At 29.9% G+C, this 21,673-nt stretch carries 20 protein-coding genes and 1 tRNA gene; 14 read left to right on the top strand and 7 right to left on the bottom strand.

The features are described from left to right. Nucleotides 1-770 precede the first annotated feature (770 nt). From PXD04_RS22690 to PXD04_RS22680, 3 genes are all read left to right on the top strand, one after another. Nucleotides 771-1,730: a cobalamin biosynthesis protein gene (locus PXD04_RS22690; RefSeq protein WP_323737066.1), complete on the top strand. Its 960-nt coding sequence runs from the start codon at nucleotides 771-773 to the stop codon at nucleotides 1,728-1,730. Nucleotides 1,731-1,739: 9 nt separating this feature from the next. Continuing rightward, on the top strand, nucleotides 1,740-2,729 hold the full coding sequence (locus PXD04_RS22685; protein WP_323737065.1) for a cobalt-precorrin 5A hydrolase: 990 nt from the start codon (nucleotides 1,740-1,742) through the stop codon (nucleotides 2,727-2,729). Between the two features lie 233 nt (nucleotides 2,730-2,962). Next, nucleotides 2,963-3,220 (top strand): UPF0147 family protein, encoded by a 258-nt coding sequence (locus PXD04_RS22680; protein ID WP_323737412.1) that lies wholly within the window; start codon nucleotides 2,963-2,965, stop codon nucleotides 3,218-3,220. Here the strand turns inward: PXD04_RS22680 and PXD04_RS22675 are convergent. Beyond that, nucleotides 3,210-3,797, bottom strand: coding sequence for a class II aldolase/adducin family protein (locus PXD04_RS22675; RefSeq protein ID WP_323737064.1), 588 nt, complete (start codon nucleotides 3,795-3,797; stop codon nucleotides 3,210-3,212). The two genes, PXD04_RS22680 and PXD04_RS22675, sit on opposite strands and share 11 nt — an antisense overlap. Further along, complete coding sequence (locus PXD04_RS22670) at nucleotides 3,798-5,267, bottom strand: DNA-directed DNA polymerase II small subunit (protein ID WP_323737063.1); 1,470 nt, start codon at nucleotides 5,265-5,267, stop codon at nucleotides 3,798-3,800. 149 nt (nucleotides 5,268-5,416) lie between these two features. On the opposite strand from PXD04_RS22670, the gene PXD04_RS22665 reads away from it, so the two are divergent. Together PXD04_RS22665 and cobJ are read left to right on the top strand one after the other, a co-directional pair. Further along, nucleotides 5,417-6,016 carry a hypothetical protein gene (locus PXD04_RS22665; RefSeq protein ID WP_323737062.1) on the top strand — a complete coding sequence of 200 codons (600 nt, stop codon included), beginning with the start codon at nucleotides 5,417-5,419 and terminating at the stop codon, nucleotides 6,014-6,016. Nucleotides 6,017-6,209: 193 nt separating this feature from the next. Continuing rightward, nucleotides 6,210-7,307, top strand: coding sequence for a precorrin-3B C(17)-methyltransferase (gene cobJ, locus PXD04_RS22660; protein ID WP_323737061.1), 1,098 nt, complete (start codon nucleotides 6,210-6,212; stop codon nucleotides 7,305-7,307). A gap of 61 nt (nucleotides 7,308-7,368) precedes the next feature. Here the strand turns inward: cobJ and PXD04_RS23490 are convergent, their stop codons facing one another. The 3 genes from PXD04_RS23490 to lysA form a co-directional block, all read right to left on the bottom strand. Next, entirely contained in the window at nucleotides 7,369-7,728 is a 360-nt protein-coding gene (locus PXD04_RS23490) for a 4Fe-4S binding protein (protein WP_409988291.1), read from the bottom strand. Between the two features lie 542 nt (nucleotides 7,729-8,270). Beyond that, on the bottom strand, nucleotides 8,271-9,149 hold the full coding sequence (gene dapF, locus PXD04_RS22650) for a diaminopimelate epimerase (RefSeq protein WP_323737059.1): 879 nt from the start codon (nucleotides 9,147-9,149) through the stop codon (nucleotides 8,271-8,273). Then, nucleotides 9,146-10,435, bottom strand: coding sequence for a diaminopimelate decarboxylase (gene lysA / locus PXD04_RS22645; RefSeq protein ID WP_323737058.1), 1,290 nt, complete (start codon nucleotides 10,433-10,435; stop codon nucleotides 9,146-9,148). Before lysA ends, dapF begins: the two co-directional genes overlap by 4 nt. A gap of 245 nt (nucleotides 10,436-10,680) precedes the next feature. On the opposite strand from lysA, the gene PXD04_RS22640 reads away from it, so the two are divergent. Continuing rightward, on the top strand, nucleotides 10,681-11,706 hold the full coding sequence (locus tag PXD04_RS22640) for a DNA polymerase subunit beta (RefSeq protein WP_323737057.1): 1,026 nt from the start codon (nucleotides 10,681-10,683) through the stop codon (nucleotides 11,704-11,706). Between the two features lie 69 nt (nucleotides 11,707-11,775). On the opposite strand, the gene PXD04_RS22635 is transcribed toward PXD04_RS22640, so the two are convergent. Then, nucleotides 11,776-11,851: transfer RNA gene (locus PXD04_RS22635), tRNA-Arg, on the bottom strand. 334 nt (nucleotides 11,852-12,185) lie between these two features. Here PXD04_RS22635 and ilvD point away from each other — a divergent pair. The 7 genes from ilvD (at nucleotide 12,186) to PXD04_RS22600 (ending at nucleotide 19,715) form a co-directional block, all read left to right on the top strand. Further along, complete coding sequence (gene ilvD / locus PXD04_RS22630; RefSeq protein ID WP_323737056.1) at nucleotides 12,186-13,835, top strand: dihydroxy-acid dehydratase; 1,650 nt, start codon at nucleotides 12,186-12,188, stop codon at nucleotides 13,833-13,835. Between the two features lie 133 nt (nucleotides 13,836-13,968). Beyond that, a complete protein-coding gene (locus PXD04_RS22625) occupies nucleotides 13,969-14,376 on the top strand; it encodes a signal peptidase I (RefSeq protein ID WP_323737411.1) in 408 nt (135 codons plus the stop codon). A gap of 18 nt (nucleotides 14,377-14,394) precedes the next feature. Then, nucleotides 14,395-16,077 carry an arginine--tRNA ligase gene (gene argS / locus PXD04_RS22620; RefSeq protein ID WP_323737055.1) on the top strand — a complete coding sequence of 561 codons (1,683 nt, stop codon included), beginning with the start codon at nucleotides 14,395-14,397 and terminating at the stop codon, nucleotides 16,075-16,077. A 26-nt stretch (nucleotides 16,078-16,103) separates the two neighbouring features. Continuing rightward, entirely contained in the window at nucleotides 16,104-16,424 is a 321-nt protein-coding gene (locus tag PXD04_RS22615; protein ID WP_323737054.1) for a multidrug efflux SMR transporter, read from the top strand. 154 nt (nucleotides 16,425-16,578) lie between these two features. Further along, nucleotides 16,579-18,420 carry a threonine--tRNA ligase gene (locus PXD04_RS22610; protein ID WP_323737053.1) on the top strand — a complete coding sequence of 614 codons (1,842 nt, stop codon included), beginning with the start codon at nucleotides 16,579-16,581 and terminating at the stop codon, nucleotides 18,418-18,420. 149 nt (nucleotides 18,421-18,569) lie between these two features. Then, complete coding sequence (locus PXD04_RS22605; protein ID WP_323737052.1) at nucleotides 18,570-19,343, top strand: ParA family protein; 774 nt, start codon at nucleotides 18,570-18,572, stop codon at nucleotides 19,341-19,343. Nucleotides 19,344-19,346: 3 nt separating this feature from the next. Beyond that, nucleotides 19,347-19,715 (top strand): hypothetical protein, encoded by a 369-nt coding sequence (locus tag PXD04_RS22600; protein ID WP_323737051.1) that lies wholly within the window; start codon nucleotides 19,347-19,349, stop codon nucleotides 19,713-19,715. A 40-nt stretch (nucleotides 19,716-19,755) separates the two neighbouring features. Here the strand turns inward: PXD04_RS22600 and PXD04_RS22595 are convergent, their stop codons facing one another. Then, entirely contained in the window at nucleotides 19,756-20,883 is a 1,128-nt protein-coding gene (locus PXD04_RS22595; RefSeq protein WP_323737050.1) for a radical SAM protein, read from the bottom strand. Nucleotides 20,884-20,984: 101 nt separating this feature from the next. Between PXD04_RS22595 and PXD04_RS22590 the strand changes: the two genes are divergently transcribed. Next, complete coding sequence (locus tag PXD04_RS22590) at nucleotides 20,985-21,539, top strand: LemA family protein (RefSeq protein WP_323737049.1); 555 nt, start codon at nucleotides 20,985-20,987, stop codon at nucleotides 21,537-21,539. Nucleotides 21,540-21,673 lie beyond the last annotated feature (134 nt).

The following is a 21,673-nucleotide window of genomic DNA, read 5'->3' as shown; positions in this document are numbered from 1 at the left end:
TTTTAATCTCCTTGATAAATACATTTCAAGTATAATATTAATTGTAATATTAAAATTTCAAGTGAAAATAATTTAATTATTAATTATATTATTTATAGTATAAAAAGATTTAGAGAGAGGGACGTATATTGCAAGTGTAAAAATAAAATGTGTACCCTCTTGAAAAATTGAAAACTGGGTAAATGAAAATATTTATATAAACTTTAAAGATGAAGAAAATACTTATATAAGTGTTTTTGATAAAATAAAGATATATAATATCTTTAAATAAAAAAATAAAAAATATTAATATAATATAATAAAAATAAAATATAAATAATTAATTAAATAATAAATAAATAATAATAATATAATAATATAATAAATAAATAATAAATAATAATTTATATTTAGTTTAATTTGATATTTTTTATTAAAAAAATAGTTTTTAAAAATATCTAAATAAGTAATACTAAAATAAATTTAAGTATTATAGTAATACTTAATATTTTATTTTCTAAAATTTTACACTTGAAACAAAACTTAACATATTCCATAAAATTTAACATAAAAAATAATTACACTTGAAACATATGACTGTAACACACACCTATAACTACAAAAAAATTTACACTTGAAAAACACCTCTCTATTATACCTCACAAAAATAAAAAAATAAAAATTACACTTGCAACACATGTCTCACTATTACACACAAAAAAATATCAAAACAAAAATTTACACTTGCAATGTACCTCTATTATATAGTTTAAAAAATAAAACTTAAAACAATGATATATGAAACAACAATCTATGCCATTTCAATCATATTAATATCCATAATAATTGACATGATCATAGGAGAAGTACCAAACAAAATACATCCTGTAATATACATGGGAAATTTCATCGAAAAAATGAAAAACTATCTCCCAAACACAAAAACATCAGGACTACTAACAATAATAACAACCATATTCACATTCACAATAATAAGCCTAATACTATTAATAATAACAGCATACATCAACAACTGGATATTCCTAATTTTCGCATCAATACTACTATCAACAACATTCTCCATAAAATTCCTAATAGAATCCGTAAGAAAAATACAAACAGAACTAAAAGAAGACATAAACAAAGCAAGAAAATCAATGTCATACCTAGTAAGCAGAAACACAGAACAACTCACAGAATCAAGAATAACATCAGCAGCAATAGAAACACTAACCGAAAACATCACAGACAGTATAATATCACCATTATTCTATGTTACAATACTAACAATACCATTCGGAATAATCATAGGAATACTCGGAGGAATAATCTACAGAGCATCAAACACAATGGATGCAATGCTAGGATATAAAACTAAAGAATTAATAAACATAGGATGCTATCCTGCAAAATGGGACGACATATTAAACTATATTCCAGCAAGAATAACAGGATACTATGTGATACTATCAGCATTTTTATTAAAATACGACTATAAACAATCATACGATGTCATGAAAAAATTCGCACTAAAAACACCAAGCCCAAACAGCGGATATCCAATGGCAGCAACAGCAGGAGCATTAAACATAACTCTCATAAAAGAAAACGTATACGAATTAGGATATGGAACAGACGAATTAAACGAAGAAAAAATATCACAAGCAATAAACATAACAAAAGTAACATCAATACTTTTTATTCTAACAATAATCATAATCTATTTCATAATATTAATCTTAATAATGTAGGTCTTAAAAATGAATATAGCAATACTATCAGTTACAAACCAAGGAAAAGAAATATCCGATAAATTATATGACAATTTAATCCAAAATCCACTATTCCTAAATGTAAAACAATACCACAAAAATATAATAAATACTGTAAATGAAATATTTGATAAATACGACTGCATAATAGGAATAATGGCATCAGGTATAATGATACGATCAATAGCACCACACGTAAATTCAAAATTATCAGATCCTGCAGTGTTACTAATAGATGATAATGCAAATTTCACAATAAGCTTACTTAGTGGCCATTTTGGTGGAGCAAACGATTTAACATTAAAAATAGCAGAAATACTTGGCTCAACACCTGTCATAACAACATCCACCGATGTAAACAACAAGGTAGGTATTGATTCAATAGCTAAAAGATTTTACTGCACATTAGAAAATCCTAAAAATATTAAATTCATTAACAAAGCATTAGTAAACAATACTCAAGTAGAATTATGTTTACATCCAAAATACTCATATATATTAACTGATGAAGTGAAAAAATCATATAATACTAAAATCAGCGAAGAATACCAAAATATAACAGCAACTGTTGATAATCATAAAGTTATACTAAAACCAAAACAATTAGTGATGGGAATAGGTGCTAGAAAAGATATTTCCTATGATAAAGTAAAAAATGCCATCATTTCAGCTTGTAACATACTTGAATTTTCACCATTAAGAATTGATTTTTTCGCCACAGCCGATGTTAAAGCGAATGAAAAAGGAATCCTGGAAAACATCAAAGAACTTAACAAAGAATTAAAAATTATACCAATGGATGAAATCAAAGCATATCAGAATGAGGAATGTTCTGAATCAGATTTTGTGATGAAACAATTTGGAGTTAAAGGAGTATGTGAACCATCAGCCTTAATTGCTAATGGTACTGGGTCTCATTTAATATTCAAAAAAACAGCATATAATGGGGTGACTATTGCCGTTTCATTATCTGATTAAAACTTTACACTTGCAATTTATGTTCTTTCTTGTCTAATATTAAATTTTACTTTACTATTTTTTCATATCAAATATTTTTTTTTCTTCTTTAAATCATCTATTTTTTATAATATGATTAACATAAATATAATAATATAATATACATTAAGAATAAAATTATTTTAAACTGGTATTAAGACTATTTATAAATTATTATTAAAAAAATAGGGAGTGTATTTTTTATGTCTGATATAATGAATAACGAAGAAATATTCGCAAATTGTACAGAAATATTATCACAAATCATTAACGATAATAGTGTACCAAGAAATATAAGGAAAGCTGCAGAAGATTCAACAGCACTTTTAGCAAAAGATGATGATGAACCAACCATAAAAGCAAGTACTGTAATATCAATATTAGATGATATAAGTAATGATCCTAACATTCCTATTCATGCAAGAATTCTTATCTGGAACATATTAAGTGAATTGGAAGCAGTTAAAGATTAAGCACATGTGTAATATATTGAGTTTTAGCTATACCTTCTACATACTCACACAGAAGTGTAGCTTCATCAATATCCTTCCCCACCGTAATTAAACCATGATCCTTTAACAAGACACTATCCTCATTCTTCAAAGCATCACTAGCATGCTTAGCTAACTTTTTACTACCTGGAGCATAATAATCAACTTCAGCTATGTACTCTCCAGTAATTTCACCAAAACCTTCAAGTTGACGTAACTTTTTATCACTAAAAGCAAATGCTGTAGCATAAGGAGAATGTACATGAACAACACTTCTTACATCAGACCTCTTTTCATAAACACCCACATGCAAATTAGTTTCCATTGATGGAACTTTATTGTTAGCAGAAACATAACTTAAATCATCAATATTTACTTTTATAACATCTTCATGAACCAAACTTTTAAAGTCAGTTCCAGAGGCGGTAATATACATATATTCTCCAGAATCATCTAATATACTTATATTTCCTGCTTTACCTAAAATCATATCCTTATCATAAATATGATGAGCAGTTTTAACTATTTTCTCTATAATATTATTATCCAATATAATCACCTAATCATTCGTAAAATCTAATAATTGCATTGTTCCTCTCTTAATAACAGGTACTTGTCCATATGTTGGCACAATATTATAAATTTTCTGGAATTCCGTCTGTTTCTGGAATGTTCCAGAATTTAACATATGAATCCCCTTATATTTTACATGAGAATTTATATGAACATGCCCTGTATGTAATATGTCAGGAATTTCATCCATAACCATATAATCTTCAAATTCACTGGCAAGAGGAGTTCTTTCCCCATAAATTGGTGCAAGATGTCGTTTTTCAACTAACAATTTCATAATTTTATCAGTATCAGCATGAGTATAACCATTTAATGCCATAACTATATCATCAAAGCTTCGTCCATGATAAACCTGAACATTAATATTATCTAATTTAATCATAGATGGATTACTTACCATTTCAACATTTTTCTGTTTACATAAATCCTTTGCATATTTTTCAGTTAATGCTGGTTGAGGTTCTGCTAACCTTGTTGCATCATGGTTTCCTGGTGAAATTATGATAGGTATATCTGTCACATCACCAAGTAATCTTCCAGCTTCTTCATACTGGTCATATATGTCCTTAATTTTTAATTCTTTTTCTTGGTTTGGGTAAACTCCGATACCATCAACTAAATCTCCACCAATAATTAAATATTTCACATCATTAGCTAAGTCTTGTTGTTCTTCACTTCCATAATTACCGTTCAGCCATTTGATAAAACGGTTGAATGCTTTTTCATCAAATTGTTTACTTCCAATATGTACATCTGATATGAATACTGCTGAGAAATCCATTGGCTTGTCAATAATTCTTCTTTGAATACCTGGATGAGCTATTTCATCTGCTCTTATTAAACTACCATTTGTGCTGCCGGTTACACCTATTACTTCATCTTTAACAATTGTTTGACTGCTTTCTAATAAATCTTCATTATCTTTAAGTACTATTACGCTTCCAATTCCTGTTGTATCTTCTATTTCAATTATTTTATGACCATTTTTTGTGTTATTTATACTGTTTACAATACCTATAACATGAAGATTGTCAATATTTGTTTTTGTGTTTTTAAGATCTTCCACTTTGTTGTATTCGGGGTTTTCTTGTATGATTTTTTTAAGTTTTTCAAATCTGTTGTTGAAGTATTTGTTTAAATCTTTAATATCTCCATCAGTATATGATTTATTAGTAACGTCCAACAGTATTTCATAAGGTGTTTCTTGATTTTCACGTATTTCTTTGGTTTTAGGATTTTCTATGATTGATTCATGTATACGTTCACGTTCATGTTGCTGATAATTTCTTATAGTATCAGTAGTTACAATAAACTGATTCTTTTCATTCTCCTCAATATACTCAATAAGTTCATTAATAAAATAATCAGTATCATTATTAGCTTTAATTTCTGCAAAAGCATTATTATTCAATAATAATTTAACATCCTGGAATTTCTTAATTATATCGTTTGGCATGAAAATCATTTAAAAATATTTAGTCACAAAAAAATTTTTATTATTATATAATTCTTTATACTTTCAAAGTTTTAAAAATATCTATATACTATAATCTACTTAAAATTATATAGGAATATTTTTTCAATGGAAAAATAAGAGGGTGAACCATGTCAAGATTATTGAAAATATTATTATTTATAGTGACAATTGTTCTGTTTTTTGAAATTGGACTATTTGCATCATACAGTCTTATTTCATCAGGACCAGTAAATCCATTAGAATTATTATCAGTACAAGTTGATGAAGGATCAGATTTAGTATCATCATTCACTAACGAAAAAAGCCTAACAGACCAGGATAACTTAAACATCACTAACCAGGAAGATGTAGCATTAGTATTAAATAACCTTACAAACCTAAGTGTAAACTTAAACTCTGTAACAGCGAAAATATCAAATGACAATACAGGAAACCAAACAATAACAATCACAGCCTTAGCAACAAAAGATACACAAGTAACTTCTGGAGGATACATTCAAATAGTACCAGAACAAACATACAGTGTAACAGCAACAGCAGTAGGAGAAATATATTCAACAGGTAGAGTGAAAGTAAACACAACATCCATAGCATTAAAAGAAAGAATAGTTCTTTATGATCAGAACAAAGGTAATGCTAATAGTTCAATACAAAGTTTAATGGATTATACTAATAATAAAACAAACAATACAAACAATTCACAAAAACAACAAAAAACAAGAGCATAATTCCCTCTTAACATCTATTTTTTTTTAAATTTAATTTTTAAAGATTATAATTCATTATAATTTGAAAATTTAATCATTAATAATATATATTATAAAAAATACAGTATTACCATAGGAATTACTGTTAATATAAATTTATAAATTAATCATTTTTTAAAAAAGAGTAATCATATCATAATAAAGGAGTAAAATAATGATAAGTTTAGTTGGTATAGGATCAAAAAGAGAACACATGACTCTTAAAGCAGCAGACAGAATAAAAGAAGCTGATGTAATAATAGCATATCATCCATATCTAGAACACATCGAAGACTTACTGGAAGGAAAAGAAGTTCTAAGAAGAGGTATGGGAGATGAAATGGAAAGAGTAGAACTTGCAATAGAAATGGAAAAAGAAGGAAAAAAAGTTGCAATAATAAGCTCAGGAGACCCTGGAATATATGGAATGGCAAATGTATACTTCCAAATAATTGACAAATATTCTGACCTTGAATTTGAAGTAATACCTGGAGTAACTGCAGCAACATATTCAGCAAGTGCATTAGGAGCACCATTACATGACCTTGCAATAATAAGTTTAAGTGATTTATTAACTCCTCTAGAAGAAATACAAAGAAAAATTAAATATGCAGCAATAGCAGACTTAGTAATAGCATTCTACAATCCAAAAAGTAAAACAAGAACAGTACCCTTTGAAACAGCATGTGACATACTAGTAGAAAACAGAAACCCTGAAACACCAGTAGGAATAGTAAAAACAGAAGGAACAGACACAATAACTCACATATGTAAACTCAAAGAACTTAAAGACCAAGATATTCACATGTCAACAACAATAATTGTCGGAAATTCAATGACTTATGTTAAAAAAGGTAAAATGATAACACCACGTGGATACAAAATGTCTGCAAAACTACCAGAACAAACAGAAGAATTCTATGAAAGATTCTTTAATGGTGACATCCAAATAGGACAAAATACAGACTGCGAATATTTCCCATGCCATAATAATGAAGAAAGCTGCACATTCTGTTACTGCCCATTTTATCCATGTGCCGATGGATCAACAGGTGGAAAATGGATAGAAGACAAGAGTGTATGGAATTGTAAAGACTGTAACTGGGTACATCAAAATGCAGTTGTGGATGAAATTCTTGATTATGTAAAAGAAAATATTAAGTCAATGGAAGACTTTGATAAAAAGAAAAAAGAATTATTAAAGCTTAGAAGGGCAACAATTTATAAAACAAGAGATTTAAACTTTAATCGTAATTATGATTTAGAAGAATAATCCTCTTATTTACTATTTTTTATTCATATTTTTTTACACTTGCAATATATGTCTGGTTTTTTCAGGATTTTATATTAACCAATGAATTTATTTTATCATAGACACTTTGAACATCTCGTTTTTCATATTGTAACTCGATAGCATTTGTTGGACAATTGTTACTGCACTGTCCACAACCAATACATACTTCCTGGTCTATGGATACTTTATTATCCTTAATGGTTATACAATCTGCAAAACATACTTCAACACATTTTCCACAACCTACACATGATTCAATATCATACTTCAATGATACTCCTGGAAGTTTATAGAAATCATTCTGTATAGTGTCGCTTAAATTAGGATATACTCTCCATAAGCAGCAACATGGACAACAATTACATATTGTAAGCAATTCTGAGTTTGGCCTTACATTCATCCACACTGTATCCATTTTGTTACGTCCCATGATGTGTATAAGCCCTGCTTCTGAACATTTATTTATATGTTCGATTGCTTCTTCTCTTGTTGCTTCACGGCAGTGTCTTCTTGAAATTTTTCTTGTTGTTTTTCCTAGGAATATGCATCCTAAGTCTCTAGGATATTCTGTGCATTCAGTAGAATTTCGGCATAAACATTTGTTCATGATTACTATGTCATCTGCTTCGTTGATTACGCTTTTAATAATGTCACTAGGCATGACAATCATATCGGGTTTTGATATATCGTAATTCATGGTAATTGTTTGAGAAGAAATATTCTTAACACTTTCATTGTTCGGAATAAAATATGTACCATCATGATCAAACAATGTTCTTTTAATAATCTTATCCATAACTCTAGATTTCCTAGTTAAACCAGCAACCCAAAACCTAAGATGAAATATTCTTTTTACAAGAGCAATATTAAAATCAATAACCCTTATTCTTCTCATTTAATACCCTTCTATTTTTTTAAATAAAAAAATTTTATGATGTTGAATTATAACTCAACATTCATACTAGCTTCATATACACTAACAGCAGCACCTTTCATAGTAGCTGTTAAGTAATCAGTAAAATCACTAATTGTGATGTCTAAGTCACCACCAGATAAATGTGCATGTACTTTCTCATTAAGTAAACCCATTTTATAACCAAGAAGAACACAACTAGTAGTACCTGTTCCACAAGCATAAGTGAATCCAGCACCTCTTTCCCAAGTTAAAATATTAATTTCTTCAGGAGAAACAATATTCACAAAGTGCACATTCACTTTTTCAGGAAATGCTTCATGAGTTTCAATACGAGGACCATAGAAATCTAAGTCAATATCATCAATATTAATATCAGTAAAACATACTGCATGAGGGTTTCCCACACTTACTGAACTCATCCTTATCTTTTCACCTTCAACATCAATTTCTTCATCTATGAATTCATCAACATTTCCACTAGGTGCTATTGCAGGAATTTCTTCTGGTTTAAAGTATCCTTTACCCATATCAATTTCTATGCTAATAACTTCATCATCTTCTACTGTAAGTCTAGCTTCCTTCACATCTTCCATTGTTTCAATTTGCATTACTTCTTTTTTAACAATGTTTTTATCATAAACATATTTAGCAAGACAGCGAATACCATTTCCACACATTTCAGCTTCACTACCATCACTATTGAAGATACGGAATCTTACATCAGCCTTATCAGATTTACATGCAAAAACTACACCATCAGCACCAACATTAAATCTTCTCTGTGATATTTCAGCACATACATCATTTTTTGATTCTTCAGGGATGACTGTTTCATCTGTTTCGTTAATTACTATGTAATCATTACCCAGTGCATGCATTTTTGTAAAATTTATTTCTTTAATCATTTTAATAACCTTGTTGGAACTTTCTGACCATTAAATAAGTCACTGAAACTTTCTCTTCTTCTTATTACATCTGCTTCTTTTTTGTTAACTAATACTTCTGCCGGTCTAGGTCTTGAATTATATTGTGATGCCATACTGTAAGCATATGCACCAGCATTTAATATTGCGAGAAGGTCTCCTTCTTCTAGTTTAGGCATTGGCCTATCCCTAGCAAATAGGTCTCCACTTTCACAGAGGTTACCTGCAATATCAATTTCTTCAACATTTTCTTCATTCATCTTATTTGCTACTACAATATGATGGTATGATCCATACATTGTTGGCCTTAGGAGTGTACCAAATCCACAGTCTACTCCTGCAAATTTACGGTAGCTTTCTTTAATTGTATTTACTCTTGTTAATAATACTTCTGCGTTACCAACTAGGAATCTTCCAGGTTCAATATAGAATGATGGACTTTCCATGTCATATTCTTCAACTTTGGATTTGAAAAGATTTATAATGTCTGTTGTGAATTTTTCTAAGTCTAATTCATTTTCTGTTGGCTCGTATGGTATACCAAATCCTCCACCAAAGTCTAGGAATTTAAAGTCAACTCCTACTTCTTGATGTACTTTTCCTGCAATGTCCATCATTGTTTCTACTGCTAACATGAATGGTTCGGATTCAAGTATTTCAGAACCTATATGTGAATGCATACCTATTGGCTTAAATCCGAGGTCTATTGCTTTCTGGTAAACTTCAACGGCTTCTTCTTCTTTTATACCAAATTTACTTTTTGGTCCACCTGTAATACAGTGTTCATGATGACCTGCTTCTACCATTGGATTTACTCTTATTGATATTTCTTTTCCTTCTGTTCCTTCAATGGTACTTAATCTTTCAAGAGCTGATATACTGTCAAGGTTTATTGTAACTCCTGTTTTATGAGCATATTCTAATTCTTCGTTTGTCACATTGTTTCCTGTGAACATTATTCTATCTGGTGTGAATCCTGCAAGTAATGCTGTGTATATTTCACCAGGACTTACTGCATCAATGTAACTTCCTTCATCTTCTAATATTTTTAATACTGCAAGGCTTGTGTTTGCTTTAGCTGCATAACACATGTGTAAATCTTCATATTTGCTACTGAATGCAGTGAATAATTTGTTGTAATTTTCTCTAACTTTTTCTTCATCAATTACATATAATGGTGTTTTAAATTCTTCTGCTAAATCATTAGCATCTAGTTCACCAATCATTAAGTGATTATCTTTTATTTTTAAATTAAAGTCATATGACATATTACCGTTCCTCTGATAATTGTTTTTAAAAAAGTTATATTTATTATATATACTCAAAAAAAGTTCTTTTTTAATAATATGATTTTTTTTATTAATATAATTTATTATAATTTAATATTTTGATTATGATAATGTAATATATCATGTACATTTGCTTGTTTATTTTCAAAATAGTATAATCTCCTATAATTTTAAATAACATTTTCAATAAACACTTCAACAGTAATGTAAATGGTGTTTTATTTATGAATATTCAACCAAGGTATTTTATAAAGACCAAAGACGGACTTTTTTTTGCAGTAAACAGTTATAATCATCCAAGTACTCATTACATATCATTTCTCAGATATGTTCCATGCAGTAATGGTAATCGTGAAATCAATGGAATTAAATACAAAAAAGTAAACAGTAATGAAGCATATGAATATATCAAAGAAAATCATCCAGATTACCTGTTTAATTGGAATGTTGAAAATAAAAAGATGATGGGAGTTCCTAAAGAGGATATATCTGAAATTATCAGTCCAATTAAACGATTAAAAGAAATAATTGAGTCAGATGACAACAATATATTCTATGACAAAATCCGATTATTATCCTCCATATTTCATAATCAGGCAGGCATAAGTTATGAAGACATGGGAGTGACTGGTTCAACCATTGTAAATTTACAAAATAATGATTCAGACATAGATTTTGTAATTTTTGGACAATCAAATCATAGGAAAGCAATAAAATTATATTCAAAATTAAAGGATGACGAAAATAGTCCATTAGACAAAATCAGTGGGGATTACTGGAAACAAGTATATGATATTCGAATCAAGGATGATTCAATGACATTAGAAGAATTCCAATGGTACGAGGCACGTAAAAATAATAGGGGATTAATAAAGGGAACATTATTTGCTATATTATTAACTAAACATCCTGATGAAGTAGAAAAATATGATGAAGTAATTAATAAGCCTATAGGAAAAATGAAAATCAAATGTACGATAAGTGATGATAAAGATTCCTATGATTCTCCAGCAACATTTCATGTTAAAGATGTACAGGTGTTGGAAGGTAATAATGATGTTAAAATAGATAAAATATTATCATTTACTCATACTTATACAGGAATTGTGAAAAATGATGAAAATATAATTGCTTCAGGGGTTTGTGAGGAAGTAATCAGAAATGATTCTATTGTAGGTTATAATTTGATAATTGGTACGACACGTGAATCTATTGATGAGTATATTAAGTTAGAATATAGTCCTTTATAGTCATTTTGAAGTTAATATTTCAAATAATTAAGTTAAAAAAGAGTTATTTTAAAAAATTTTGTTAAATAGCGAGCCCGGGGGGATTTGAACCCCCGATCTTGGGATCCGAAGTCCCACGTCATAATCCTGGCTAGACTACGAGCCCTGTATGTGGAATATAAATTTAACAAAATAAACTTTTTCAAGTTCATTTAATAATTTTATATTTTATCATATATTAATTTTAGTTATTTGAAAATAGTTATATTTAAAAATTTAATTCATTTTATTTCAATGTTTTTTTATTTTTTCTTGTTGTGTAAAAATCGTTTTTATTCTTATTTTTCTAGTTGTTTGATTCTATTAATTTTATATATTTTACAAAAGGTTATTATTGATTGTTAATATATTATATATTATATAATGATGAAAAATTAATACATTTTAACTTTATTTTATTAACTTAATTATAATATTTAAATTATAAAAGGTCGTTTAAAATGAGAAGTGACAATATAAAAAAAGGAATAAACAGAACATCACATCGTTCACTACTAAGAGCATGTGGTTTAAACGATGAAGACATGAAAAAACCATTCATAGGAATAGCAAACAGTTATACAGACATAGTACCAGGACACATACACCTAAAAGACTTAGTACAAGAAGTCAAAGATGTAATAAGAGCAGAAGGTGGAGTACCATTCGAATTTGATACAATGGCAGTCTGTGATGGAATAGCAATGAACCATGAAGGAATGTATTTCTCACTACCATCAAGAGAAATCATAGCAAACACAGTAGAAAGTATGGCAATGGCACATCAATTTGATGCATTAATATGCATGCCATCATGTGACAAAGTAGTACCTGGAATGTTAATGGCAGCAGCAAGACTAGACATACCAACCATACTAATAACAGGTGGTCCAATGATGCCAGGTAAATTCCACGGTGAAACAGTAGATTTCATCAACGTAACAGAAGCAGTTGGAGCAACACAATCTGGAAAAATGTCAGAAGAAGACTTATATGAATTAGAAAAATGTGCTTGCCCAGGAGCAGGATCATGTGCAGGACTATTCACAGCAAACACAATGGCATGCCTAACAGAAACACTCGGTATGAGCTTACCAGGATGTGCAACAGCTCACGCAGTAAGTGAGAAAAAAATCGAAATAGCAAAACAATCGGCCAAAAAAATATTCTCACTCATAGAAAACAACATCAAACCATCAGATGTAATGACACAAGAAGCATTCGAAAACGCAATAATTGTAGACTTAGCACTAGGAGGATCAACCAACACAACACTTCATATACCAGCAATAGCACACGAAGTTGGAGGACTAGATGTAACCATAGACCTATTCGATAAATTAAGTCACGAAGTACCATACATCTGCAGCATAAGACCTGGTGGAAACAACAGAATGATAGATGTAGACACAGCAGGTGGAATACCAGCAGTAATGAAAAACTTAGAATCACTATTACATACTGATTGCATAACATGCACATCAAAAACAGTGAAAGAAAATCTAACACAAGTAACAGATGTAGACTATGATGTAATACATACAATAGATAATCCTGTAAGAACAGAAGGTGGAATAGCAGTATTATATGGAAATATTGCACCAAATGGTTCAGTTATTAAACAAGGAGCTGTAAATGAGGACATGCTCATACATTCAGGTCCATGTAAAGTATTTAACTCAGAAGAAGAATGTGTAAACGCAATAGAAAATGATAAAATAGTAGATGGAGATGTAGTGGTAATAAGATATGAAGGACCTAAAGGTGGCCCTGGAATGCGTGAAATGTTAAACCCTACAGCAGCAATTATGGGAAGGGAATTATTCCACGTAGCACTCATAACAGATGGAAGATTCTCTGGTGGAAGTAGAGGACCATGTATAGGACACATATCACCAGAAGCAGCAGAAGGAGGACCAATAGCTGCAATACAAGATGGTGACATAGTATCCATCAATGTAAAAGAAAGAAGTATTAAACTAGAATTAACTGATGATGAAATCAGTGAAAGATTATCAAAAGTCAAACCAGTAGAAAGAGATCTTAAAGGATGGCTAAGACAGTACCAGAAACTTGCTACAAGTGCAGATAAAGGTGCAGTACTAAAATAAACATAAAATAAATAAAAATGAATTATATGGAGGTGAATTCTTGTCTAAAAAACGTAAAAACAGGGATAAAAAGAAAAAACAACAAGAAAAACAAGCCAATGAAAAAACATCCAATACAAGTCTTGCCCGTGAAATATTAAGTTATGCACTAATATTAATTGTGGCATTAATATTATCTTCCCATCTAAGTGTAGTAGTATCAGGTAGTATGGAACCTGCATTCTATAGGGGAGATATAGTTGCTACACAAAATGTAAATACATATGGTATACAAGAATTTAATCCATATACTGATGTTCGTGTTGGTGATGTTGTTGTATATGATGCAACATGGTATTCAGAACCAGTAATACATAGGGTAATAGAGGTACGACAAATAAATGGTTCAAATTATTATATTATCAAGGGAGATAATAATGAAGTTCAAGATCCCGAACCAGTATCTCCTAGTCAAGTAAAATCAAAAGTAATAACAATAGGAAATTCACTTCTCATAATTCCTAAAATAGGTTATATTACATTATGGTTTAGAGGATTATAAAATAAAAGGAGGCAAAAGATGTATTCAAAACTAAAAAAAGAACTAAGCGAAAGTATAGAAGAAGCTTTAACAAAACTCAGAGTAAAGTTAGATGAAGAATTAACATTCGAAGAACCACCAACTCCTGAAATGGGTGACATATCAAGCAATGTTGCATTTTCATTAGCAGGTAAACTAAAAAAGTCACCTGTAGAAATAGCAGAAGAAATAAAAGAAAACATTAAATTACCATTATATTTTGAAAAAGTAGAAACAAAAGGACCATACTTAAATTTCTTCATCAATTACACATTGTTCTCAACAAAAATAGTGAATTATATTGATAAAAGATATGGAGAATTACCAGAAAAAGATCAATCAATACTATTGGAACATACATCAGCAAATCCGAATGGTCCATTACATGTAGGACACTTAAGAAACGCAATACTTGGAGATTCATTAAAAAGAGTACTTCAACATGCAGGTTATAAGGTAGAATCACAATACTATGTAAATGACATGGGCAGACAAATAGCAATAATAGTATGGGGAATGAACAAGTTTGGATACGAATTTGATGAAGATAAAAAAATAGACCATGCAGTAGGTGAAGTATACTTCAAATGTAACCAGGAACTGGAAAATAATCCAGACTACAACCAAGAAATTGATGAAATATTACATAAATATGAGGATGGAGATGACCAAAAATTAATAGATTCATTCGAATTTGTTGTAGAAAACTGTCTTGATGGTATAAAACAAACACTTAAAGATTTAAACATTAAAATGAACTTATTTAAATGGGAAAGTACATTCCTAAGAAATGGTTCAGTAGAAAATGTGCTAGAAAAACTACAGCCTTTCACAATATTAAAAGACATATTATACTTACCATTAGAAAAATATGATGTAGATAAGGAACTAGTTCTAAGAAGATCTAATGGTACAAGCTTATATGCTACAAGAGACCTTGCATATCATCAATATAAAACAAAAAATAGTGATATTTCATTAGATATACTTGGAGCAGACCATAAACTAGCAGCAAAACAATTAAGTTTAGCACTGGAATTATCAGGAAACCGTGCACCAGAAGTTGTATTCTATGAATTCATCAATTTGCCTGAAGGCAGTATGTCAACAAGGAAAGGAGTATTCATTTCAGTTGATGAGTTTATCGAACAGGCTACACAACATGCAAAAGATGAATTAATAAGTCGTGACATGGATTTCACTGATAAAGAAATGGATGAAATTGCAAGAATTATTGGTGTAGGTTCAGTAAGATTCTATATTAATCAGATATCACCAGAAAAACCTATTACTTTCAAATGGGAAGAAGCTCTTAACTTTGAAAGAGGATGTGCATCTATTCAATATGCACATGCAAGGGCATGTAAATTATTGTCAAAAACAGAATTTGATGAATTTACTGATGTAAAATGTGATTATGAATTGGAAGATGAAGAAAAAGAGTTAGTAAAAGAATTGTCAAGATTCACTGAAATAATCAGACAATCTGCAGATGAAAGAAGAGTACATCATTTAACTGAGTATACTTCAAGTCTTTCAAAAGCTTTTAATAAATTTTATAAGTCACAACAAGTTATTGGATCAGAACATGAAAGTTTCAGACTTAAACTTGTTGATGCTTCAAGAATCACTCTTAAGAATTCTTTAAAACTTTTAGGTATTAAAGCACCTGAATTTATGTAAATATAATGATTTGGGGATATATTTTCTTGAATCCTTGGATTTACTTAGTTATAGCTGGAGTATGTGAAGTACTATGGGCAGTTCCACTTAAATTTTCAGAAGGATTTACAAAGATTATACCTTCGGTATTAACAGTCATATTTCTTATAATAAGTATGGTGTTACTAGAAAAAGCAGTTCAGGGAATTCCTTTGGGAACTGCATATGCGTGTTGGACAGCTATAGGTGCTATTGGAACAGTTGTTGTTGGTATACTATTTTTAAATGAATCAACTTCACCTGTAAAACTTTTCTTTTTGTTTCTCGTAATAGTTGGTATTATGGGCCTTAAATTAACAACCGTTTGATTTTTATTCTTTTTTTTCTTACAAATATTTTAATATATTATGAATTATATAAATATTAATAGTTAAAATATGTATTTTTAAATTAAATTTAAAATTATTTTTCATTTTTTTATGAATAACTTAAACTATCATTTTAATGGAGGAAAAATGTAAAATGCGAACGTTAATGATACATTCAGATTACTTACGTTATAAGACTAGAAGTAAAACTAAAATAGCAGAAGATATCGAAGATGAAAAAAGAGCAGATGGTGTAGAAAACGCATTAGTGGCTTTTATTGCAGTGGAAAAAGAAGATGAAGAAAATCCTGAGTTAATCATAAAAAAAACAGTTAAAGAAATATTAAGTGTACAGAATAAGGTTAATGCTGATAATATAGTAGTTTATCCTTATGCACATTTAAGTTCTTCATTATCAAATCCTGCAGTTGCTCAACAAATTCTAAAAGGTATAGAAGTAGAACTTGTTGATAATAACGAAGCAGTATTAAGAGTTCCTTTTGGTTGGTATAAATCATTTGAATTGGCTTGTAAAGGACATCCTTTATCTGAACTTTCAAGAACTATTACAACAGAAGAAGATGAAGATGTTGAAGAAGAAGTTGAAGAAAAAGAACCATCAACATTCTATATACTAGAAGAAGATGGAGAAAAATATGATACAGATGATTACAAGTACCAAACTAAAACATTAAAACAGTTAGTTAATCATGAAAAAGGTATGTCTCATGAAGATTCAGGTAAACAACCTCCTCATGTAAAATTAATGAAAGAAAAAGAATTGGCAAGTAATGAACCTTCAGCAGATGTTGGTCATATAAGATGGTATCCTAAAGGAAAACTTGTTAAGGATTTACTCGGAGATTATGTGTATAATCTTGTAACAGAAAGAGGAGCAATGCCTGTTGATACACCAGTAATGTATGATTTGGCTGATAATGCAATCAGAGAACATGCAGAAAAATTTGGTGAAAGACAATACAGGTTAAAAACTAAACACAGAGAATTAATGTTAAGATTTGCATGTTGTTTTGGAGCATTCAGGATAATGGCAGATTCTTTCTTAACATGGAAAAATATGCCTGTAGGAATATATGAATTATCACAGTTAAGTTTCAGGTTTGAAAGACAAGGGGAAGTAGTAGGACTTAAAAGATTAAGAGCTTTCACAATGCCTGATTTCCATAGTGTGTGCTTAAATGATGAACATGCAAAAGAAATATTTGCTCAGCAAGTAGATATGTGTTCTCAAACTGAAAGTGACCTTGGTGTACATTATGAAGTAGCATTCCGCGTAACAAAAGATTTCTTAGCAGAAAATGAGGATTGGGTTAAAGAAGTTGTAAGAGAACATATTAAGAAACCTGTAGTTCTTGAAGTTATTCCTAAGATGAAACATTATTGGAATGCAAAAGTTGACTTTGCTGCAATTGATGATCTTGGAAGACCTATTGAAAATCCTACTGTTCAGATGGATATTCAGAGTGCTAGAAGATTTGGTATTACTTATTTGGATGAGAATGAGGAACAACAATATCCAACCATATTACATTGTAGTCCAACTGGAAGTTTAGAAAGAGTTATATGTAGTTTACTTGAGAAAACTTCTACTGATAAAGGTTCTAAACCAGCTTTACCATTATGGTTAGCACCAACTCAGGTTAGAATTATACCAGTTACTGATAATCATTTAGAATATGCTGAAAAAGTTTATGAACAAATTAAGGACTTAAATGTAAGGGTTGATATTGATGATACTCCTGAACGTGTAGGTAAGAAGATTAGAAATGCTGGTAAGGAATGGATTCCATATACTATTGTGGTAGGAGATAATGAAGTAGAAAATGATTCTATTACAGTTAATAGACGTATGGATGATACTAAAGAGGAAGTTACTGTTGAACAGTTAGCTGATGAAATTCATGGTTTAACTGAAGGTTTACCATTTAGAAAGTTACCTTTACCATATAAGGTTTCTAAACGTGTTAAGTTTTAATTAATGATTTTTTTTCATTAGTTTTCTCTTTTTTTTCAAAGGATAACTTATAAGTTATAACTAATTACTTTTACTATTATAACTTATAAATATTACTTTCAATAAACAATTTAATATAATATAATGATATAAAAAAAAGGAGTTATCAAATGACCGAAATAATCACAATATTAAACCAAAAAGGAGGCTGTGGAAAAACAACAACCGCAGTAAACCTAGGAGCAGCACTAGCAACACAAGAAAAAACAGTACTAGTAATCGATATGGACCCACAAGGAAACGCAACAACAAGCATGGGCATACAAAAAAGCGAAGTAGAAAACACCATCTACTCACTACTAACAGGAAAATGCACATTCGAAGAAGCAGTACTAGAAACAGAAGTACCAAACTTATTCCTAATAGCAAGTAACATATCACTAAGCGGAGCAGAAATAGAACTAAGCAAAGAACTAGGATATCCCTACATACTAAACGAAAAACTAGAAGAATACGAACTAGGATTTGACTACATACTAATAGACGCACCACCATCCCTAGGAATACTCACACTAAACGCACTAGTAGCAACAGACTCAGTAATAATACCAATACAAGCAGAATTCTATGCACTAGAAGGAATGGCAGACCTACTAGAAACAATCAAACTAGTAGAATCACGACTAAAAAGTTCATGCCCAATAAAAGGAATACTCATAACATTATACGATCCAAGAACAAGACTATCAAAAGATGTAACAAAAAATGTAAAAGACTTCTTCAAAGACCAAGAATACATATTCAAAGAAAAAATACCACGAAACGTAAAATTAGCAGAAGCACCAAGCTTTGGACAACCATGCATAATCTACGACCCAGATTGTCCAGGAACAAAATCATACATAAAACTAGCAAAAGAATTAATTAAATTAGAAGGTGAATAAAACATGGCAGAAGGATCACTAGGAAGAGGATTAGATGCACTAATAAAAAAATCATCACCAAAAAAGAAAACAGATAAGAAAACAGATAAAAAAACAGATAAAACAAAACAAGAAACCATCATAAAAGAAGTCAAAAAACCAAAACAACCTAATAATTCATTCAAATTAGATGATGATAAAATAGAAGAAATCAAAAAAGAAATAAATAAAAATCCAAGAATAAGCTTATGGTCAGCAAAAAGTGCAGCAGTACTAAGATACCTTAAAAAAACAACACCCGAATTCAGTATTAGTAATGAAGCATCATTAATACTAGAAGAAGCCATACACGACAAATATCCTGAAATATGGGAATTATTTGAAGATTTATAATAATCCTATAGTTACAACCGTAACTATACACCTATTTTTCCTAAATTAAAGTACTCTGATAAGAACCTCCAACCTTAACAAATATTTTACACTTATTTATATTAGCACCTAACTTTTGTAACTGCTTTAAACTAGTAATCTTTTCTCCCTGACCCACCAAATGCCTAATACGTCTAGCAGATTTTAAACCAATACCAGGAACACGTATAAGCTCTTTATATTTAGCAGTATTAATGTCAATAGGATATTTATCCATATTTTCCAGTGCTGAAACATATTTTGGATCATTATTAACATCAAGGAAACCATCATCATCCAATATAAGATCATCAACAGTGTAATTATACTGATTAAACAGGTATTCAGCCTGATATAATCTGCCCGTCCTTCTAGTATCATTGGCTTCATGGTTTTCTAGTGGCGTTCCCTTAACAGGAGTAAAACTACTGAAATAATTATACAACACATCATACTTCTTAGTTAAAGTATAAACCTGTTTCAATATGTCTTCATCATTCTCCTCATTAGCACCAACAATAATCTGTGTAGTATGACCACTACTTGCAAGACTATGATCTCTTCTATGTAAATTATCAATCCAATCAAGACGTTTAAGAATATCCTTATCATAATTCTTAGTACTTGACAAATCACTAAGACCATCCTTAGTAGCAGATTCAATATTGATACTAACCCTATCAGCAAGCTGCATAGCATGCTTAATATGGTCCTTACTACTGCCAGGAATAATTTTCAGATGAATATAACCCTTATATGAATACTTGTTTCTAAGAATATGTGCAGCTTCTATCATCTCATCCATAGTAGTATCAGCATCTTTAATAATACCCGAACTTAAAAACAAGCCCTCAACAGTATTGTTTTCATAATACTTCATATAAATTCTTGCTAAAGCATCAGGACTTAATCTAGCCCTTTGGTACTTATGCTCCATACAATTAGTACAATAAGCACAATCATTGTTACATTCATTTGTCATTAAAATCTTAAATAATGGCACATCCCTACTACCTGCCTTTGCATGATAAATACCATCCTTAATTTTATCAGTTTCCTCCAGCACATTATCAACATTATAATTAACATAATTACATCTGTCATAATATGCTGCATCCGATAATAACTGCAAGTCTCTAAACGTACTCATTATCTGGTCTCCCACTTAATCCTAAATAACTATATATATTTTTTATAATTAATAATATAATTAACTTATACAATAATAAAAAAATAAAAGGAGGCCTAACTATGGATTGGTGGTTAATTATTTTAATTATAATAATTATACTAATCGTACTTCTACTAATAAAGTACTACAATGACCTGGTAAATGGTAGGAACAGAGTAGAAAATGCATGGAGTCAAATAGATGTTCAACTACAAAGACGAAACGATTTAATACCAAATGTTGTTGAAACAGTAAAAGGATATGCAGGACATGAAAAAGAAACATTAAGTCAAGTAACACAGGCAAGAGCTAACATGGCAAATGCAACAACAGTACAAGAAGTTGCACAAGCAGATAATATGATTAGCAGTGCATTAAAATCATTATTTGCAGTAAGTGAAGCATATCCTGATCTTAAAGCAAACCAGAACTTCATAGAATTACAGCAAGAATTATCAGAAACAGAGGATAAAATATCTTATTCAAGACAATTCTATAATGACACAGTACTAAAATACAATAATCTATGCGAACAATTCCCTAGCAGCATCATTGCAAGTATTTTCCACTTTAAGAAATCAGAATTCTTTGAAGCACAAGAAGGTACAAGAGCTGCACCTAAAGTACAATTTTAATGATTAAAATAACCTTTTTAATCATTAACTATTTTTTAAATATTCTATTTTTCCAAAAACATTCCCATATAATAATTTTCAATATACATATTAACTATTAGAATAAAATTAATTATTATATTTAAAACAAAACT

This window comes from Methanosphaera sp. ISO3-F5 (genome assembly GCF_034480035.2).
GTDB lineage: Archaea > Methanobacteriota > Methanobacteria > Methanobacteriales > Methanobacteriaceae > Methanosphaera.
This window is presented reverse-complemented; position numbering and strand designations above follow the sequence as displayed.

What these genes read in the sequence shown, in the direction of transcription:
- PXD04_RS22690 (WP_323737066.1), top strand. Translation starts at nt 771, where the DNA reads ATGATATATGAAACAACAATCTATGCCATTTCAATCATATTAATATCC.
- PXD04_RS22685 (WP_323737065.1), top strand. Translation starts at nt 1,740, where the DNA reads ATGAATATAGCAATACTATCAGTTACAAACCAAGGAAAAGAAATATCC.
- PXD04_RS22680 (WP_323737412.1), top strand. Translation starts at nt 2,963, where the DNA reads ATGAATAACGAAGAAATATTCGCAAATTGTACAGAAATATTATCACAA.
- PXD04_RS22670 (WP_323737063.1), bottom strand. Translation starts at nt 5,267, where the DNA reads ATGCCAAACGATATAATTAAGAAATTCCAGGATGTTAAATTATTATTG.
- PXD04_RS22665 (WP_323737062.1), top strand. Translation starts at nt 5,417, where the DNA reads ATGTCAAGATTATTGAAAATATTATTATTTATAGTGACAATTGTTCTG.
- cobJ (WP_323737061.1), top strand. Translation starts at nt 6,210, where the DNA reads ATGATAAGTTTAGTTGGTATAGGATCAAAAAGAGAACACATGACTCTT.
- PXD04_RS23490 (WP_409988291.1), bottom strand. Translation starts at nt 7,728, where the DNA reads ATGAATGTAAGGCCAAACTCAGAATTGCTTACAATATGTAATTGTTGT.
- dapF (WP_323737059.1), bottom strand. Translation starts at nt 9,149, where the DNA reads ATGATTAAAGAAATAAATTTTACAAAAATGCATGCACTGGGTAATGAT.
- lysA (WP_323737058.1), bottom strand. Translation starts at nt 10,435, where the DNA reads ATGTCATATGACTTTAATTTAAAAATAAAAGATAATCACTTAATGATT.
- PXD04_RS22640 (WP_323737057.1), top strand. Translation starts at nt 10,681, where the DNA reads ATGAATATTCAACCAAGGTATTTTATAAAGACCAAAGACGGACTTTTT.
- ilvD (WP_323737056.1), top strand. Translation starts at nt 12,186, where the DNA reads ATGAGAAGTGACAATATAAAAAAAGGAATAAACAGAACATCACATCGT.
- argS (WP_323737055.1), top strand. Translation starts at nt 14,395, where the DNA reads ATGTATTCAAAACTAAAAAAAGAACTAAGCGAAAGTATAGAAGAAGCT.
- PXD04_RS22610 (WP_323737053.1), top strand. Translation starts at nt 16,579, where the DNA reads ATGCGAACGTTAATGATACATTCAGATTACTTACGTTATAAGACTAGA.
- PXD04_RS22605 (WP_323737052.1), top strand. Translation starts at nt 18,570, where the DNA reads ATGACCGAAATAATCACAATATTAAACCAAAAAGGAGGCTGTGGAAAA.
- PXD04_RS22600 (WP_323737051.1), top strand. Translation starts at nt 19,347, where the DNA reads ATGGCAGAAGGATCACTAGGAAGAGGATTAGATGCACTAATAAAAAAA.
- PXD04_RS22595 (WP_323737050.1), bottom strand. Translation starts at nt 20,883, where the DNA reads ATGAGTACGTTTAGAGACTTGCAGTTATTATCGGATGCAGCATATTAT.
- PXD04_RS22590 (WP_323737049.1), top strand. Translation starts at nt 20,985, where the DNA reads ATGGATTGGTGGTTAATTATTTTAATTATAATAATTATACTAATCGTA.